The following is a 17,063-nucleotide window of genomic DNA, read 5'->3' as shown; positions in this document are numbered from 1 at the left end:
GTCACCGGATGGGACCGGCGCCGTGCGGTCCGTAGGTTCTGAGTATCAGAACCGATGATCCACGGAGGCGGACATGCCGGCCCGTACACCCACCAGCTCCCGGCCCCCGGCGACGGCCGGCGTCGAGGTACGGCTGCCCTGGTGGGCCGTCGCCCTGCCCGCCGTGGCGTTCGCCGCGCTCCTCATGCTGATAGTGAACCCCGGACAGGCCCAGGCGGCCTCCGGCGACCCCGCGATCGGACAGCTGATCGAGCGCCTCATCAGCGTGCTGTCCCGCTGAGAGCCCGGGGCGCGCAAGCCCCCGGGGCCGTATCGGCCCGTACGTCAACACCCTGCGCCAGAGGCCGCATTTCGTGCGAAGCTGAGGTGTATGAGCGTCGATACACCTCGCAGGATCGTTCTTCTCCGGCATGCCAAGGCGGAATGGTCGCAAGCGTCCGATCACGAGCGGCCGCTCGCCGAGCGCGGCCGCAAGGACGCACCCGTGGCCGGCCGAAAGCTCGCCGACTCCGGCATCGACTTCGATCTGGCCCTGTGCTCGACCGCCACCAGGACGCGGGAAACCTGGAAGCTGGCGGTCCACGAGTTCGCACAGCGCCCCAGGACCGTGTACGAGGAGCGGCTGTACGATGCGTCCCTCGGCGAACTGATCGCCCTGTTCAACGAGACCCCCGACGAGGTGCGCAACCTCCTGGTCATCGGGCACAACCCGGGCATGCACGGCGCCGCCGACGCGCTCTCGGGGTCCGCGGACGGGGACAGCCTGGCCCGGATGACCAGGGACGGCTTCCCGACCGCCGCCTACGCCGTGGTCGAGTTCCCCGGAACCTGGAAGACCGTGGAACACGGCGTCGGCAGGCTCACCGAGTACTGGACGCCGAACGGCTGAGCACGGCAGAGCACGGCAGAGAACGGCTGAGCACGGCAGAGAACGGCTGAGAACGACTGAAGAAGGGCCCCGGGGCGCGCACGGCGCGCTCCGGGGCCCTTCTTCCTTTCCGCTCCACGGACCCGGGGGCCCGGCGGCGGTGCCGGTCAGCCGACGAGACCGTCCGCCGCCTCGACCTCCTCGCGCGTGATGCCGAGCAGATACAGCACCGTGTCCAGGAACGGCACGTTCACCGCCGTGTGCGCGGCCTCGCGGACCACCGGCTTCGCGTTGAACGCGACCCCGAGGCCGGCCGTGTTCAGCATGTCCAGGTCGTTCGCGCCGTCGCCGATCGCCACGGTCTGCGCCAGTGGCACCCCCGCCTGCTCGGCGAAGCTGCGCAGCAGCCGGGCCTTCCCGGCCCGGTCCACTATGTCGCCCACGACCCGGCCGGTGAGCTTGCCGTCCACGACCTCCAGCGTGTTGGCGGAGGCGAAGTCGAGGCCCAGACGCTCCTTGAGGTCGTCCGTGACCTGCGTGAACCCGCCCGAGACGACACCTACTTGGTAGCCGAGCCGCTTCAGCGTACGGATCAGGGTGCGGGCCCCGGGCGTCAGCCGCACCTCGGCCCGCACCTTGTCCACCACCGACACATCGAGGCCCGCGAGGAGCGCGACCCGGGCGTGCAGCGACTGCTCGAAGTCCAGTTCCCCGCGCATCGCCTGCTCGGTCACCTCGGCGACCTGCTCCTCGCAGCCCGCGTGCGCCGCGAACAGCTCGATGACCTCGTCCTGGATGAGCGTGGAGTCCACGTCCATGACGACCAGCCGCTGGGCCCGGCGGCTCAGCCCGGCCGATACGACGGCGATGTCCACGCCGATCTCCGCGGCCTCGGTGGCCAGCGCGGTCCGCAGTTCCCCGGTCGCCGTGCCGGACACCGCGAACTCGACGGCGGTGACCGGATACTTGGCCAGCCGGAAGATGCGGTCGATGTTGCCGCCGGTCGAGGTGATCCTGGCCGCTATGGCAGCGGTCGACTCCGCGGTGAGCGGGTGGCCCAGCACGGTCACATGGGAACGGCCGTCACCGCGGGGCCGGTTGTCACCGATACCCGAGATGATCTCGGCCTGGAGCTTCAGCGAGTCGGCCCAGCTGTGCACGGTCGCCCGCAGGTCGCCCTCGGTCGTACCGCCGGCGGTCGGGGCGGTGACCAGTGCGCACAGGACGATACGGCCACGGGTGACGACCTGCTCGATGTCCACGACGTCGACGGAGTACGCGGCGAGAGTGTCGAAGAGTCCGGCGGTGATGCCGGGGCGGTCCTTCCCGAAGATCTTGACGAGAAGAGTGGGTTCGTCGCTGCCCCGAGGGGACTCGGGCAGCTCAGGGGAGTGGGGAGGCTGAGGGGGCTGAGATGCGCTCATGGTGTTCCCACCGTATCGGTCCCGCGGCGGGGCCCGGCGGCCCGTCCCGCGTACCGGACGGAAAGCCGTTTCCGTACGGAGACCGCCCCGGAGACCGCCCCGACATGCCGAGACCACCCGGAGACCACGGACGGTATGCCGGGCCGGGCCGCGGTGCGGCCGGGGGGAGGGACCGCGCGGGGCCGGTGCCGGGGGGCCGCGCGGGAGCGGCGCCGGGCCGGGTGGCTCCCCTGGGCGCTTTCTCCCCTCCGGGCCCCTTTCTCCCGGGGGCGGAGCGCGTCCACGCAGGTCTCCGCGCTGTCTTCACCCGCCCGGCTTTCGGATCGGGGACTGCTCCTGGAATAGTTCCCCACGATGTTCAGCATCCCTAGACTCCCTGCAACGGGGGTAACTCGGGGGACAACTAGTGGGGCGCGGAGTGCCGGAACTCGTACTGGAATTGAATGGAAGGACCTGGACGCTCGATCCGTCCAGGTCGTACACCCTCGGACGCGATCCGCAGGGCGACCTGATGATCGACGACGCCAGGGTGTCGTGGCGGCATGCCACGATCAGCTGGGGGGGACGTAGCTGGTTCATCGAGGACCACGGCAGCACCAACGGCACCTATGCGCAGGGGCAGCGGATCCATCAGCTGGAGCTCGTGCCCGGCTCCGCCGTGCACCTGGGCAACGCCACCGACGGACCCCGGCTGAGCCTCACCGGCGCGGCCGCACCGGCGTCCGCCGGCGTCCACGGGGGCCAGGCGGCGGGAGCCCAGCAGCCCCCCGTGCAGCAGCAGGCTCCGCAGCAGTGGCCGGGTCAGCAGGCCCCGGTCCAGCAACAGCAGCAGGCGTGGCAGCAGGCCCCGGGCCGGCCTCAGGTCCCGCACCAGCAGGCCCCGGCACAGTCACCCGGTCAGGGACACGGCGGCGCTGCGGGGGCGCCGCCGGTCTACGGGGACCGCAGCCCGACCACGTTCCACCAGCTGGACCTCGGCCGGGTGATGCGGATCGGCCGTGCGCTGGAGAACGAACTGGTCGTCTCCGACCTCCAGGTCTCACGCCACCACGCGGAGTTCCACGCGACGCCGGACGGCCGCTTCGAGATCCGTGACCTCGGGTCCCACAACGGTACGTACGTCAACGGTCTGCCGCTCAACAAGTCCGGCTCCGCGCTCATCGGCCCGAACGACATCGTCGGTGTCGGTCACTCCACGTTCCGCCTGGTCGGCGACCGGCTTGAAGAGTTCGTCGACACCGGTGAGGTCTCCTTCTCCGCCCGCCACCTCACGGTGACGGTCGACGGCGGGAAGCAGATCCTCAAGGACGTCTCCTTCGGTGTCCCGGAGAAGTCGCTCATCGCGGTCATCGGCCCCTCCGGGTCCGGCAAGTCCACCCTGCTCAAGGCGCTCACCGGCTACCGGCCCGCCAACGAGGGCGACGTCCTCTACGACAACCGGAATCTCTACAAGCAGTTCGCCGAGCTGCGCCAGCGCATCGGACTGGTCCCGCAGGACGACATCCTGCACAAGGAACTCACCGTCACCAAGGCGCTCAAGTACGCCGCGAAGCTCCGCTTCCCCGCGGACACCACCGAGGCCGAGCGCCAGGCCCGGATCCTCGAAGTCCTCGCCGAGCTCAAGCTCGACATCCACAAGGACAAGAAGATCACCTCGCTCTCCGGCGGCCAGCGCAAGCGCGTCTCGGTCGCCCTGGAGCTGCTCACGAAGCCCTCGCTGATCTTCCTGGACGAGCCGACCTCCGGTCTCGACCCGGGCATGGACCGCGATGTCATGCAGCTGCTGCGCGGTCTCGCGGACGACGGGCGTACGGTCCTGGTCGTCACGCACTCCGTGGCCGAGCTGGCGATCTGCGACAAGCTCCTGGTCATGGCGCCGGGCGGCTCCGTCGCCTACTTCGGCCCGCCGGAGGAAGCGCTCAACTTCTTCGGCTACACCAGCTGGGCCGATGTGTTCTCCGCTTTCGAGAACTACCGCGACTACGACTGGGCGGGTCGCTGGCGCGGCTCGCAGCACTACCAGATGTACGCCGCGGACATCGACGCCGTCGCCGCGCAGTCCGTACATATGCCGCCGCCGCAGCAGATGCGCCCGCCGAAGCCGCAGGGCTGGATGACGCAGCTGTGGACGCTGATCCGCCGCTATGTCTCGGTGATCGCGTCCGACAAGGGCTTCATGGGCCTGATGGTGATCCTGCCCGCGGTGCTGGGTGTGGTCAGTGTGGTCATTCCGGCGGAATTCGGGCTGGCGGAACCCACCCCGCCGTCCCGGTTCAACGGAAAGGCCGGGACGATCATGCTGATCCTCGCGGTCGGCATGTGCTTCTCCGGCGCGGCCAACTCCGTACGAGAACTGATCAAGGAACGCGTCATCTACGAGCGGGAACGGGCCACCGGCCTGTCCCGTTCCGCGTACCTGATGTCCAAGGTGATCGTCCTCGGCGTGATCACGGCCCTTCAGGGCGTCATCATCTGCGGCATCGGCTTCGCCACGCGTGATCTGCCGGAAGAGGGCCTGATCATGCCCCCGGCCGTCGAGATCTGCCTGTCCATCATCGCGCTCGGCTTCACCTCGATGATGTTCGGTCTGGTGATCTCCTCGCTGGTGAAGACCTCCGAGAAGACCATGCCGCTGCTGGTCATGTTCGCGATCATCCAGGTCGTCTTCACCGGGGTGCTCTTCCAGGTGTACGGGTCGCCCGGCCTGGAGCAGTTCGCCTGGCTGATGCCGTCCCGCTGGGCCATGGCCGCCGCCGGTGCGACGCTCGACCTGGCGCACCTCATGCCGCCGTGGGACCCGCAGAAGCCGGGCGACCTCGACCCGCTGTGGGAGCACACGGTGGGCCAGTGGGGGATGAACATCGCGGTGCTGGTGGCACTCGGTCTCATCTGCGGCTTCGCGGTCGCGCGCCTGCTGCGCCGTCACGAGCCCGAGGTCATGCGCAAGTAACGCGCACGGTGCGCACGACGAAGGAGGGCGGCACCCCGCACGGGGTGCCGCCCTCCTTCGTGAGACCCGGGCGCGCCGGGTGGGCGCCGCGCGAGGTGGCTCAGTAGGCGCTGTTGACGTTGTCGATCGAGCCGTACTTGTCGGCGGCGTAGTTGGCCGCGGCGGTGATGTTGGCGACCGGGTCGTACTGGCTGTGCGGGGTACCGGAGACGTGGTACGCGTCGAAGGTCGGCTTGATGATCTGGAGCAGACCGATCGAGGGGACGCCGTTCTGGGCGTTGATGTCCCAGCCGTTGATGGCGTTCGGGTTGCCGGTGGACTCACGCATGATGTTGCGGTGCAGCCCGTCGTACGAGCCCGGGATGCCCTTCGCCTTCATGATGGAGAGGGATTCCTTGATCCAGCCGTCCAGGTTGTTGGCGAAGACGGGGGTACGGGCGGCCGAGCGGCTCGCGGCCTCGGCGGAGCGCTTCTCCGCGTCGGCCTTGGCCTTCGCGGCCGCCTTCACCTTCGCGTCGGCCGCTGCCTTCACCTTGGCCTCGGCGGCGGCCTCGGCCTTCGCCTTCGCCTGCACATCGGCCATGGCCTTCGCCTTGGCCGCGGCGGCCTCGGCCTTGGCGGCATCGGCGGCCTTCACCAGCTGCTCGGCGGTGGAGTGCTGTTCGATGATGCTGGCCTGCACCGTCTTGGCCTGCGGGGATCCGGCCGCCGAGGTGAACGCCACGGGAGCGGCGGACAGGGTCGTGGGGGCGCTCTCGGCCTCGGCGCTGGACGGCACGAGGGAGAACACGAGCGCGGCGGCACCGAGTGCGGACACACCGGCGACGGAGAGCTTCTGGGTCTTGTTCAGACGGCGGCGACGGCCGGAAATGCTGGACGCGGACATGCAGACGTACCTCTTCGAATAGCAGGTGCCCTCACGGAGGACGGGACGGGAAGCGGCTTCGCCTCTCCGTCGGGGACAGATGCAATTCTTAGCGCCAGCAAAAATCCATGGCAAAGGTGTGACGTACGAAGCCGGTTAGTGGATCGGGTGGCCGCTCGTACGTGACGATGCCCGCTCATGCCCACCCAATTGCCCCTTGGGTATCCACTAGCAGGCTTCGTAAGTGACGTGGGTCCTATGCGCGGGCTCACATCGGCGGAGTATCGGTTTCACCACCCGTTGCTCCGGCAATCCGGAGCGTGAGCTTCCTCCTTCGGAAGGAGGAGGTGGACGCCTCCGGACTCCTGCCGGAGGTGCAGCCGGCCCGCGGCCTCGCCATACCCGGGACGCAGTGCCCCACGCCCCGGGGCACCGCCGGCCCCACGCCGTCGCGCCCCGTACTCCGCCCCCGCTGCCCCGCTGCCCGCTGCCGATGCCCGGCCGCCCCCGCTGTCCGCCGCCCGGCCGGCCCCGATCCCGGGGCGTCGGCCCGGTTCCCCGGTCCTAGGGCTCAGGACCGAGGACCGGCCGGAAAAGTCCTGGTCCCCGCGGCTCCGCCCGGCCGTCCACAGCCCGATACGGCTGTCGGACCCCGCCGGTACCGTGAGGCACATGAGCCATCGCCCACCGTCCGCCCTCGCCGCGGTGAGTGCCGCGCTGCTCGCCATGAGCCGGCATCTCGAAATGCGTGACGTCCTCAAGACGATCGTCACGTCCGCCCGCGAACTGCTCGACGCCGAGTACGCGGCCCTGGGTGTCCCCGACGACCACGGCGGCTTCGCCCAGTTCGTCGTCGACGGCATCACCGACGAGCAGTGGAAGGCCATCGGACCGCTGCCCCGGCAGCACGGCATCCTCGCCGCGATGCTCCACGAGGCGAAGCCGGAGCGGCTCGCCGACGTACGCAAGGACCCCCGGTTCGGCGGCTGGCCCGACGCCCACCCCGATATGTCGGACTTCCTCGGCCTGCCCATCCAGGACGGCGACGAGATCATCGGCGCGCTCTACCTCGCCAACAAGAAGTGCCCCAAGCCCGAGGGCAGCTGCGGCTTCACCGCCGAGGACGAGGAACTGCTGTCGATGCTCGCCCAGCACGCGGCGATCGCCCTGACCAACGCCCGCCTGTACGAACGCAGCCGCGAGCTCACCATCGCCGAGGAGCGCTCACGCCTCGCCCATGAGCTGCACGACGCGGTCAGCCAGAAGCTCTTCTCGCTCCGGCTCACCGCACAGGCCGCCGCCACCCTCGTGGACCGCGACCCGGCCCGTGCCAAGGGAGAGCTCCAGCAGGTCGCCGCCCTCGCCGCGGAAGCCGTGGACGAGCTGCGCGCCGCCGTGGTCGAGCTACGCCCCGCCGCGCTCGACGAGGACGGCCTGGTCGCCACCCTCCGTACGCAGATCCAGGTCCTGGACCGGGCCCACAGCGCGGCGGTCACCTTCGAGAGCGCCGGTGTACGGGCGCTGCCCGCAGCCCAGGAGGAAGCGCTGCTGCGGGTCGCCCAGGAGGCTCTGCACAACGCCCTGCGCCACTCCGGCGCCGGGTACGTCACCGTCACCCTGGCCCGCCGCGGCCCCGCGGCGGTGCTGCGGATCACCGACGACGGCAGCGGGTTCGATGTCACGGCGGTCCGGCGGGCGGGCCGTCATCTCGGCCTCGTCTCGATGCGCCACCGGGCCAGCAGCGTCGGCGGAAAGCTCACCGTTGAATCGGAGCCCGGCAAGGGCACCACGATCGAGATGGAGGTACCCGGTGGCTGACAAGATCATCAGGGTGCTGCTGGTCGACGACCACCAGGTGGTCCGCCGCGGGCTGCGTACGTTCCTGGAGATCCAGGACGACATAGAGGTCGTCGGCGAGGCCGCCGACGGCGCCGAGGGCGTCGCCAGGACGGAGGAGCTCCGGCCCGATGTCGTACTGATGGACATCAAGATGCCCGGCACCGACGGCATAGAGGCCCTGCGCAAGCTCCGCGAGCTGGACAACCCCGCCAAGGTCCTCATCGTCACCAGCTTCACCGAGCAGCGCACGGTGGTCCCCGCCCTGCGCGCCGGAGCCTCCGGCTATGTGTACAAGGACGTCGACCCGGACGCCCTGGCCGGGGCCATCCGCTCCGTCCACGCGGGCCATGTGCTGCTCCAGCCGGAGGTCGCCGGGGCCCTGCTCGCCCAGGACGACGCGGGCGGCGGCACGGGCCGGGGGAGCACCCTCACCGAACGGGAGCGGGAAGTGCTCGGTCTCATCGCCGACGGCCGCTCCAACCGCGAGATCGCGCGAGCCCTGGTCCTCTCCGAGAAGACCGTGAAGACACATGTGTCGAACATCCTGATGAAGCTCGACCTGGCGGACCGTACCCAGGCCGCCCTCTGGGCCGTACGCCATGGAGCGGCCGGCTGAGACGGGGCCGGGCGGAACGTTCCCGTCCGGGCCGAGATTCATACTGTCGGGTGTATGTCACTCACACGGCGTAACCCGTTGTGGTCCGTGACGTTCTCCAGGGCGTGCCGCGGCCGGTCGGCCGCGGCGTTTCCAAGGAGGAGCCTGAAGTGAAGAACCTGAACAAGGCCGCAGCCGTCGCCATGATCGCCGGTGGAATCGTCGCCGCCGGTGCCGGTGCTGCCTCCGCGACCGGTCACAGCGGCGCGGACGCCCACGCCACCGCCGCCCACTCCCCGGGCGTGGGCAGCGGCAACGCGGTCCAGGTCCCGGTCCACGTCCCGGTGAACGTGGTCGGCAACACGGTCGACGTGATCGGCCTGCTCAACCCGGCGTTCGGCAACTTCGGCCTGAACCACTGACCGACAGCCGCTGACCGGCCCCGGTCCCGGAGAGCCGGACGGTCCCACGAGGGGTGGACCGTCCGGCTCTCGCGTTCCTGCTCCGGCCGGCGCGCTCCGGCTCTCGCACGGGCAGGAGCCCCGGGGGCGTGGGGGACCTACCCGCGCCCCCGCTCCGCTTCCTCCACATACGCGTTGTACGCCGCCACCTGGGCCCGCCGCGCCACCCGCTCCACCGGCCGGAGCGCCTCGCCCCGCGCCGCGATCTCGGACGCGCTCACCGCACCGCCGTGCCCGTTCTCGTACGCCACCGAGACCAGCAGCCCGACCCGCTGCGCCAGCTCCAGCACCCGCACCGCCCGCGGCGGATACCCGGGCGCCAGCACCTCGCGCCCCCGCTCGGCCCGCGCCCGGTACGCGTCCAGGGCGGCCTCCGCCACCGGCCCGGACCCGGCCACGTCCAGCCGCGACAGCACCGCCGTCGCGTCCCGCAGCGCCTCCGCGAGCTCCCGCTCCGCCTCACCCAGCGACGGCACATCGGCCGGCGGCGCCTCCCGCACCGGCAGAACGCGCCACACGACCTCGACGTGCCGGTCCCCGGCCGGCCCCGCCCCGCTCACCTCCGGCACCAGCCCGTACGGCACCCCGGACGTGACCACCGCCTCCTCGGCCTCCAGGGCCCGCGCGTTGAACTCCGGGGGCCCGCTCAGCCCCAGCGGATGCCCCGGCACCGGCAGGGCGACCCGGAATCCGGTCGCCCCCAGCCGCCGCAGCCGGCCGAGCGCCAGCGTGAGCCCGACCGGCCCCGCCTCACCCGGCAATCCCTCGACGCGGTGCACCGCGTCCTCCCCGACGATCGCGAGGGCGGCGTCGTCCGGCGATACGAGTCCGGCCAGAAGCGCGTTTCCCCAGGCGGCCAACAGCCCTGAGCGTGGTTCCGAAAGCATGGGAACAGCCTAGGGAACGGACCTCGCGCCTGAAGCACTCCGGCGGTGGCGTAGGTTTTCCCTGGGAGCTGTGCCCACAGGCACGCGACGATCTCGACACTGCATGAGGGAGACAACGCGCTCATGAGCGATGTACTGGAGCTGGTGGACGTATCCGTGGTCCGCGACGGACGCGCTCTGGTGGACGACGTCTCCTGGTCGGTCAAGGAGGGGGAGCGCTGGGTCATCCTCGGTCCGAACGGCGCCGGCAAGACGACCCTCCTCAACATCGCGTCCAGCTACCTCTTCCCGAGCACCGGTACGGCCGTCGTCCTCGGCGAGCGGCTGGGCGGCGTCGGAACCGACGTCTTCGAGCTCCGCCCCCGGATCGGCATCGCGGGCGTGGCCATGGCCGACAAGCTGCCCAAGCGCCAGACCGTGCTGCAGACGGTGCTCACCGCCGCGTACGGGATGACCGCCACCTGGCACGAGAACTACGAGGCCGTCGACGAGGAGCGCGCCCGCGCCTTCCTCGACCGGCTCGGCATGACCGATTACCTGGACCGCAAGTTCGGCACGCTCTCCGAGGGCGAGCGCAAGCGCACCCTGATCGCCCGCGCGATGATGACCGACCCCGAACTGCTCCTCCTGGACGAGCCCGCCGCCGGGCTCGACCTCGGCGGCCGCGAGGACCTGGTCCGCCGCCTCGGCCGGCTCGCCCGCGACCCGTACGCCCCGTCCATGATCATGGTCACCCACCATGTCGAGGAGATCGCGCCCGGCTTCACCCACGTCCTGATGATCAGGCAGGGCAAGGTGCTCGCGGCCGGACCCATGGAGACCGAGCTCACCTCCCGCAACCTCTCCCTCTGCTTCGGTCTCCCGCTCGTGGTCGAGCACGTCGGCGACCGCTACACGGCACGCGGTCTGCCGCTCTCCTGAGACCGGTAACCGGCCACCGGGAGTCGGTCATCGGCCTTTCGCAGCACCCCAGTTGACGGATCCGGGCACTCCGACCGCCCGGCGCCCTGTCCGTGCGCGGCCGACAGTCCTACGATGACCATGTGGACATCGACGCGTGGGTGTGGTGGCTGATCGGCGCGGTGGGACTGGGCATCCCCCTCGTCCTGACCGCGATGCCCGAGTTCGGGATGTTCGCCGTCGGAGCGGTGGCGGCAGCGGTCGTCGCGGCCCTCGGCGGTGGCATCGTCGCCCAGGTACTGGTCTTCGTCGTGGTCTCCGTGGCGCTCATCGCCGTGGTGCGCCCGATCGCCGCCAGACACCGCGCGGGCCAGGCCCAGTACGCCACGGGCATCGACGCGCTGAAAGGCCGTCAGGCCGTCGTCCTGGAACGGGTCGACGCCGGCGGCGGGCGCATCAAGCTCGGCGGTGAAATCTGGTCCGCCCGCACCCTGGACAGCGACCAGAGTTTCGAACCCGGCCAGCAGGTCGATGTCGTGGACATCGACGGGGCGACGGCCGTCGTTATGTGACCGAACCCCGCACGCGGCGGGCCACGGTCTGCCAAACTCGAAGTCGATCATGTCGATCATCATGAGAACCGCGGTCACCGGACCCCGGCTCAGGGAGAGTTCGGCACGGTCATCGCGATCCGTCGGCAACTGAAGGGCACGAGACACACGATGCAACCGATCATCATCGTCCTGATCATTCTGGTGGTGCTCGTCTTCATCGCCCTGATCAAGACGATCCAGGTTATCCCGCAGGCCAGCGCGGCCATCGTGGAGCGATTCGGGCGCTACACACGCACCCTCAACGCGGGCCTGAACATCGTCGTCCCGTTCATCGACTCCATCCGCAACCGGATCGACCTGCGAGAACAGGTCGTTCCGTTCCCGCCGCAGCCGGTGATCACCCAGGACAACCTGGTCGTCAACATCGACACCGTCATCTACTACCAGGTGACCGACGCGCGTGCGGCGACCTACGAAGTCGCCAGCTACATCCAGGCGATCGAGCAGCTCACCGTCACCACCCTGCGCAACATCATCGGCGGCATGGACCTGGAGCGGACCCTCACCTCCCGCGAGGAGATCAACGCGGCCCTCCGCGGTGTCCTCGACGAGGCCACCGGCAAGTGGGGCATCCGCGTCAACCGCGTCGAGCTCAAGGCGATCGAGCCGCCCACCTCCATCCAGGACTCGATGGAGAAGCAGATGCGCGCCGACCGTGACAAGCGCGCCGCGATCCTCACCGCGGAAGGCATCAGGCAGTCCCAGATCCTCACCGCCGAAGGCGAGAAGCAGTCCGCGATCCTGCGCGCCGAGGGTGAGTCGAAGGCGGCGGCGCTGCGCGCCGAAGGTGAAGCACAGGCCATCCGTACGGTCTTCGAGTCCATCCACGCCGGGGACCCGGACCAGAAGCTCCTCTCGTACCAGTACCTCCAGATGCTCCCGAAGATCGCCGAGGGCGACGCCAACAAGCTCTGGATCGTGCCCAGCGAGATCGGGGACGCCCTCAAGGGCCTCAGCGGAGCCTTCGGCAACCTCGGCGGCGGAGTCCCCGGCTTCGACACCACCGCCAAGGAGCGCCGCGAGGTACCCCCGGTCGACTGACCGGAATCACCCCGGCCCCCTGTTTCCGGACCGGACTTCGTGCATGATCAGTGAGGCCCCTCGACCTTCATGGCGGGGAGGCATCACTGACCATCGAAGGAGATGGCCTTGTCCATCTGGGAAATACTCGCGGTCTTCGCGGCCGGTGTCGGCGCGGGCACGATCAACACGATCGTCGGCTCAGGCACCCTGATCACCTTCCCCGTACTGCTCGCCACCGGTCTGCCGCCGGTCACCGCCACCGTCTCCAACGCCCTCGGTCTGATCCCCGGCTCCATCAGCGGGGCCATCGGCTACCGCAAGGAGCTCGCCGGACAGCGCCGTCGCGTACTCCGGCTGAGCATCGGAGCCGCGATCGGCGGCCTGACCGGGGCGACCCTCCTGCTGGCCCTGCCCTCCACGGCATTCGAGACGATCGTGCCGGTCCTGGTGGCCCTGGCCCTCGTTCTCGTCATCCTGCAGCCCCGCATCAGCAGGACGGTCCAGCGCCGCCGCGAGCGGAGCGGAACACCGGCCCGCCCGGACGGCGGCCCGCTCCTGTTCACCGGCCTGATGCTCGCCAGTGTGTACGGCGGCTACTTCACGGCGGCCCAGGGGATCATCTATCTCTCCCTGATGGGCATGCTGCTCGACGACACCATGCAGCGTCTCAACGCGGTCAAGAACGTCCTGGCCGCCGTCGTGAACAGCATCGCCGCACTGTTCTTCCTCTTCGTCGCGGACTTCGACTGGACGGCCGTCCTCCTGATCGCCGTCGGCTCGGCCATCGGCGGGCAGATAGGGGCCAAGGTCGGCCGCCGCCTCAGCCCCACCGTGCTGCGTGTCCTGATCGTCGCGGTCGGCACGGTCGCCATCGTCCAGCTGGTGCTCCGCTGACATACGGAAGCCCGCCTCCCCCTGGAGGCGGGCTTCCGGTACGTCACCAGGCGTACGGGGCTCACGCGGCCGAGCGGTCCAGCCACTCCGGCAGCGCCGAGCGGTCACCGGCCCCCATGGCCAGCAGCATCGCGTCGGCGGGCGTCGGCACGAAGGGCTGCCGCAGCAGTGGCATGTCCGCCTGCTCCGGTGTCCGGGCCGCCTTGCGGTGGTTGTCCTCGGCGCACGAGGCCACCGTGTTCAGCCAGGTGTCCTGACCCCCCTGGGCACGCGGCACCACATGGTCGACGGTGCTGGCCCGCCGCCCGCAGTACGCGCACCGGTGCTGGTCCCGTATCAGCACGCCCCTCCTGGACCAGGGGGCATGTCTTCGGAACGGCACCCGTACGTACCGGCAGAGCCTGATCACCCGGGGCACCGGAATATCCACGGCGGCACCGCGCATACGGAGTCGGGGGTGCGACTGCTCGACGACGGCCTTGTCGGTCAGGACCAGGACCACCGCACGGTTGAGAGTCACCGTCGACAGCGGCTCGAAGCTCGCGTTGAGAACCAGCGTGTCACGCATTCCGCCCACCTCCCGTGTGCCGCCCGCCCCCTGGCAGGCCCGGATCAACTCTGGCTGGGCGGGCCGCGATGGACAACGCAATAAAAAATGCCCTGCCCTGGTCTCTCCAAGACCAGGGCAGGGCAAACAACAGAAGAACTCATCGCCTACGGGCCCGTGTACTCACCGATCAGCTGGGCACGGCCGAGCGTGTGGAACCGCAGATTGAATCCGGCCACCGCCGGAGAGACATCGCTGTCGATGCCGAGCTTCTCCGTGTCCACCGCGTACACGGTGAACACATAGCGGTGGTTCTCCCCGGCCGGTGGCGCGGCACCGCCGAACTCCTTCGACCCGTAGTCGTTACGGGCCTGGACGGCACCCGCCGGCAGGCCCTCGAACGACCCGCTGCCCGCACCGGCCGGCAGTTCCGTGACGGACGCCGGGATGTCGAAGACCACCCAGTGCCAGAACCCGCTGCCCGTGGGGGCGTCCGGGTCGAAGCACGTCACGGCGAAACTCCGGGTCTCCGCCGGGAAACCCTCCCACCGCAGCCGCGGCGAGGTGTTCCCCTCGGCCAGCACCTGCGCGTCCGCCAGCACGGCCCCCGGCGCGAGGTCCTCGCTCACCACGGTGAACGAGGGGACCTCGGGATGGAAGTCGTGGGGCAGCGGCGCCCTCTTCGGGTCGGTCACGTCAGCACCTCTCCTGGTCGGCACAATCGGCTGTCGGCAGGTCTCCCCGCCGACCCTAGTCCGCCGGGACGGCCTTCAGAGCCAGTTGCGCTGCCCGCCGACCTGGGACAGCCACTGGTTCAGGTACGCGGCCCAGTCGGTCTGCTGGAAGTCGGTCAGCGAGACCTTGAACGCCCGGTACGAATCGCTGCCCTCGCTGAAGAGCCCCGGCTTCTTGTCCATCTCCAGGATGACGTCCATCTCGCGGTCGTCGGAGACGAAGGTGAGCTCGACCTGGTTCAGGCCGCGGTACTGCTGCGGCGGGAAGAACTCGATCTCCTGGTAGAACGGCAGCCGCTGACGCGTACCGCGGATGTGACCACGCTCCATGTCCGCGCTGCGGAAACCGAAGCCCAGCTGCCCGAAGGCGTCCAGGATGGCCTGCTGGGCGGGCAGCGGGTGCACATTGATCGGGTCGAGGTCGCCGGAGTCCACCGCGCGGGCGATCTCCAGCTCGGTGCGCACGCCGATGTTCATGCCGTGCAGCTGCCGGCCGGCGAACATCGTGATCGGCGTCTCCCACGGAATCTCCAGGCCGAACGGCACCACATGCACGGCACCGGCCCGCACCTCGAAGGCACCGCCGAGGCTCAGCTTGGTGAACTCGATGTCCTGCTTGGTCTCCTGGTCGTGGCCCTCGACCTCGACCCGGGCCTGGAGACCGACGGAGAGCCCCTCGATCTGCTGGTCCACGGATCCGCCCTGGATCCGCACCTCGCCCTGGACGACCCCACCGGGGACGACGTTGGCCTCGGTGAGCTCGGTCTCCACCGAAGCACCACCGGCACCCATGCTCGCGAGCAGCCGCTTGAAGCCCATGTTTACTCCTTCTTGGTCCTGACCCCTACATACGCGCCACGACCGTAGCCGGTTCCCGGAACGACGATGCCAGTACCCTCGGGCGCCATGAACGAGGGCCTGGACCGTACGCCGCTGACGCGGGACCCTTTCGACCGATCCGTACTCGATGCCGCCCCCGATCCGAAGGGCCACAGCCATGTCCGTGTCACCTGCGGGACGCCGAGGAGGTCAGCGTGAACGCCGACCTCCTCGCCCGTTCTGCTGAAGAGGTCGCCCCCGGGCTGCTCGGGAGCGTCCTCACCTGCAGGACCCCCGAGGGAACCGTGAGCATCGCCATTACGGAGACCGAGGCGTACTCCGGTACGGCCGACCCGGCTTCCCACGCCTACCGGGGCCGGACATCCCGTAACGCCGTCATGTTCGGACCCGCGGGACATCTGTACGTCTACCGGTCCCACGGCCTCCACTGGTGCGCCAACGTCGTCACCGGGACGGACGGCATCGCCTCGGGTGTCCTCATCCGGGCAGGCAGGGTCATCGAGGGGGAAGACCTGGCACGCGGGCGACGAGGGGAGAAGGTCGAGAGTCCGCGCCTCGCCCGAGGCCCGGGGAACTTCTGCCGGGCACTCGGCATCACGGCGGAGCACAACGGCGCGGACCTCCTGACAGGTACCTCGGTCGTGTTGTCCGAAGGAGAGCCGGTACCCGCCGTGCTCATCCAGGCCGGTCCTCGGGTGGGCGTGAGCAGGGCCCACGACTGGCAGCACCGGTTCTACCTCGCCGGTGATCCGACGGTTTCGGCGTACCGGCTGAGCCCGCGAGCCAAGCCGTCCGACGGATCCTGAGCGGCTGTGCGCCGTGCTCCCGGCCCGCCGGCGCCACTCGGCCCACCACTCTTCCCTGCCGTGCGGCGGGAGCAGTTCACGGGCGCCCGCCCTTCGAGACGGACCGGGGGGAGACATCGGTCAGGACATCCCGGTACGCCTGTCTGCGGCAGGGCTTCCGCCTCTGCCCCACGGCGCCTGCCCTCACGCTCGAAGCCGCTCGGGCGAGTACTGAACGGCACTCCGCCACCACGCGACCGGGTACGCAGTGGTCCCCGCACGGGCGTCGGCGTCGATGGGGCCCATCAGCCCTGGCCCTTCTGGACCGACGGGGACTCCACGGCGAAGTCCCTACCGGGCCCACGCATCCCGCCGCCGGGCAACTTGACGGCGTCCTGGCCTACGCCTAATGTGGTCCGAGCCGCTTGACACGGGCACTGCTGTCGGAACGGTCCATCGGACCGGATCGAGCAGCCCGAAGCGGCCAAACCACTACCTACGAATCACCCTGACGGGTGCGAATTCGGCATGCCGTAATTCGTCCGGTCGGCTCGATTATGAGTCGTCAAGGGAATCGGCTAAAGTAGTGGACACGCCGAAAGGCAAAGGCCACTCCGCAGGCCGCTGGAATCGAATTCGGACCGGAAACGGAACGGAAAAGAGTCTGGTAAAGTCGGACTCGCCGGAAAGGGAAACGCGAAAGCGAAGAACTGGAAAGCGAAGAAAGTTTGACCCGCTTCGACCGGGAATCGGACACGAAAGAGTCTGATAGAGTCGGAAACGCAAGAACGAAGGGAAGCGCCCGGAGGGCCCCGGTGAAACGGGACCGAAGGAAGC

The 17,063-nt window shown here is 69.7% G+C and carries 17 protein-coding genes and 1 pseudogene; 12 read left to right on the top strand and 6 right to left on the bottom strand.

Translation table 11 applies throughout. The features are described from left to right. Positions 1-73: 73 nt before the first annotated feature. Positions 74-280: a hypothetical protein gene (locus tag ACIGJO_RS00090; protein WP_399949650.1), complete on the top strand. Its 207-nt coding sequence runs from the start codon at positions 74-76 to the stop codon at positions 278-280. 90 nt (positions 281-370) lie between these two features. Then, the gene (locus tag ACIGJO_RS00085) at positions 371-889 is read left to right on the top strand and encodes a SixA phosphatase family protein (protein WP_399949646.1); all 519 of its coding nucleotides are present in this window, start codon (positions 371-373) and stop codon (positions 887-889) included. 146 nt (positions 890-1,035) lie between these two features. On the opposite strand, the gene serB is transcribed toward ACIGJO_RS00085, so the two are convergent. Then, positions 1,036-2,292 (bottom strand): phosphoserine phosphatase SerB, encoded by a 1,257-nt coding sequence (gene serB, locus ACIGJO_RS00080; RefSeq protein ID WP_399949643.1) that lies wholly within the window; start codon positions 2,290-2,292, stop codon positions 1,036-1,038. 406 nt (positions 2,293-2,698) lie between these two features. Here serB and ACIGJO_RS00075 point away from each other — a divergent pair, with 406 nt between their 5' ends. Next, on the top strand, positions 2,699-5,242 hold the full coding sequence (locus ACIGJO_RS00075; RefSeq protein WP_399949640.1) for an FHA domain-containing protein: 2,544 nt from the start codon (positions 2,699-2,701) through the stop codon (positions 5,240-5,242). 100 nt (positions 5,243-5,342) lie between these two features. On the opposite strand, the gene ACIGJO_RS00070 is transcribed toward ACIGJO_RS00075, so the two are convergent. Continuing rightward, positions 5,343-6,128 carry a transglycosylase SLT domain-containing protein gene (locus ACIGJO_RS00070; protein ID WP_399949636.1) on the bottom strand — a complete coding sequence of 262 codons (786 nt, stop codon included), beginning with the start codon at positions 6,126-6,128 and terminating at the stop codon, positions 5,343-5,345. Positions 6,129-6,779: 651 nt separating this feature from the next. Between ACIGJO_RS00070 and ACIGJO_RS00065 the strand changes: the two genes are divergently transcribed. From ACIGJO_RS00065 to ACIGJO_RS00055, 3 genes are all read left to right on the top strand, one after another. After that, positions 6,780-7,925, top strand: a complete 1,146-nt coding sequence (locus ACIGJO_RS00065) for a GAF domain-containing sensor histidine kinase (protein ID WP_399949633.1) — start codon at positions 6,780-6,782, stop codon at positions 7,923-7,925. Beyond that, positions 7,918-8,562 carry a response regulator transcription factor gene (locus ACIGJO_RS00060; protein WP_266929505.1) on the top strand — a complete coding sequence of 215 codons (645 nt, stop codon included), beginning with the start codon at positions 7,918-7,920 and terminating at the stop codon, positions 8,560-8,562. The genes ACIGJO_RS00065 and ACIGJO_RS00060 overlap by 8 nt, the downstream gene beginning before the upstream one ends. Positions 8,563-8,711: 149 nt before the next feature. After that, on the top strand, positions 8,712-8,963 hold the full coding sequence (locus ACIGJO_RS00055) for a chaplin (protein ID WP_399949630.1): 252 nt from the start codon (positions 8,712-8,714) through the stop codon (positions 8,961-8,963). A gap of 137 nt (positions 8,964-9,100) precedes the next feature. On the opposite strand, the gene ACIGJO_RS00050 is transcribed toward ACIGJO_RS00055, so the two are convergent. After that, positions 9,101-9,889, bottom strand: a complete 789-nt coding sequence (locus ACIGJO_RS00050; protein WP_399949627.1) for a hypothetical protein — start codon at positions 9,887-9,889, stop codon at positions 9,101-9,103. Between the two features lie 123 nt (positions 9,890-10,012). Here ACIGJO_RS00050 and ACIGJO_RS00045 point away from each other — a divergent pair, with 123 nt between their 5' ends. The 4 genes from ACIGJO_RS00045 to ACIGJO_RS00030 all read left to right on the top strand — a co-directional run bounded on the left by ACIGJO_RS00045 (position 10,013) and on the right by ACIGJO_RS00030 (position 13,320). Continuing rightward, a complete protein-coding gene (locus ACIGJO_RS00045; RefSeq protein WP_399949624.1) occupies positions 10,013-10,810 on the top strand; it encodes an ABC transporter ATP-binding protein in 798 nt (265 codons plus the stop codon). 122 nt (positions 10,811-10,932) lie between these two features. Then, positions 10,933-11,361 carry an NfeD family protein gene (locus tag ACIGJO_RS00040; protein ID WP_399949620.1) on the top strand — a complete coding sequence of 143 codons (429 nt, stop codon included), beginning with the start codon at positions 10,933-10,935 and terminating at the stop codon, positions 11,359-11,361. A gap of 150 nt (positions 11,362-11,511) precedes the next feature. Beyond that, the gene (locus ACIGJO_RS00035) at positions 11,512-12,444 is read left to right on the top strand and encodes an SPFH domain-containing protein (RefSeq protein WP_399949617.1); all 933 of its coding nucleotides are present in this window, start codon (positions 11,512-11,514) and stop codon (positions 12,442-12,444) included. A 102-nt stretch (positions 12,445-12,546) separates the two neighbouring features. After that, entirely contained in the window at positions 12,547-13,320 is a 774-nt protein-coding gene (locus ACIGJO_RS00030; protein WP_399949614.1) for a sulfite exporter TauE/SafE family protein, read from the top strand. A 61-nt stretch (positions 13,321-13,381) separates the two neighbouring features. Here the strand turns inward: ACIGJO_RS00030 and ACIGJO_RS00025 are convergent, their stop codons facing one another. The 3 genes from ACIGJO_RS00025 to ACIGJO_RS00015 all read right to left on the bottom strand — a co-directional run bounded on the left by ACIGJO_RS00025 (position 13,382) and on the right by ACIGJO_RS00015 (position 15,420). After that, on the bottom strand, positions 13,382-13,888 hold the full coding sequence (locus tag ACIGJO_RS00025) for an HNH endonuclease (RefSeq protein ID WP_329942411.1): 507 nt from the start codon (positions 13,886-13,888) through the stop codon (positions 13,382-13,384). Between the two features lie 146 nt (positions 13,889-14,034). Continuing rightward, the gene (locus ACIGJO_RS00020; protein WP_399949610.1) at positions 14,035-14,562 is read right to left on the bottom strand and encodes a YbhB/YbcL family Raf kinase inhibitor-like protein; all 528 of its coding nucleotides are present in this window, start codon (positions 14,560-14,562) and stop codon (positions 14,035-14,037) included. A gap of 75 nt (positions 14,563-14,637) precedes the next feature. Further along, complete coding sequence (locus ACIGJO_RS00015) at positions 14,638-15,420, bottom strand: sporulation protein (protein ID WP_399949607.1); 783 nt, start codon at positions 15,418-15,420, stop codon at positions 14,638-14,640. Positions 15,421-15,635: 215 nt separating this feature from the next. On the opposite strand from ACIGJO_RS00015, the gene ACIGJO_RS00010 reads away from it, so the two are divergent. Together ACIGJO_RS00010 and ACIGJO_RS00005 are read left to right on the top strand one after the other, a co-directional pair. Beyond that, positions 15,636-16,247, top strand: coding sequence for a DNA-3-methyladenine glycosylase (locus tag ACIGJO_RS00010; RefSeq protein WP_399949603.1), 612 nt, complete (start codon positions 15,636-15,638; stop codon positions 16,245-16,247). 195 nt (positions 16,248-16,442) lie between these two features. After that, positions 16,443-16,614: pseudogene (locus ACIGJO_RS00005) on the top strand (3-methyladenine DNA glycosylase); the annotation flags it as partial. Positions 16,615-17,063 lie beyond the last annotated feature (449 nt).

It is taken from the genome of Streptomyces sp. NPDC079020, from assembly GCF_044542225.1.
Taxonomy (GTDB): Bacteria; Actinomycetota; Actinomycetes; order Streptomycetales; family Streptomycetaceae; genus Streptomyces.
This window is presented reverse-complemented; position numbering and strand designations above follow the sequence as displayed.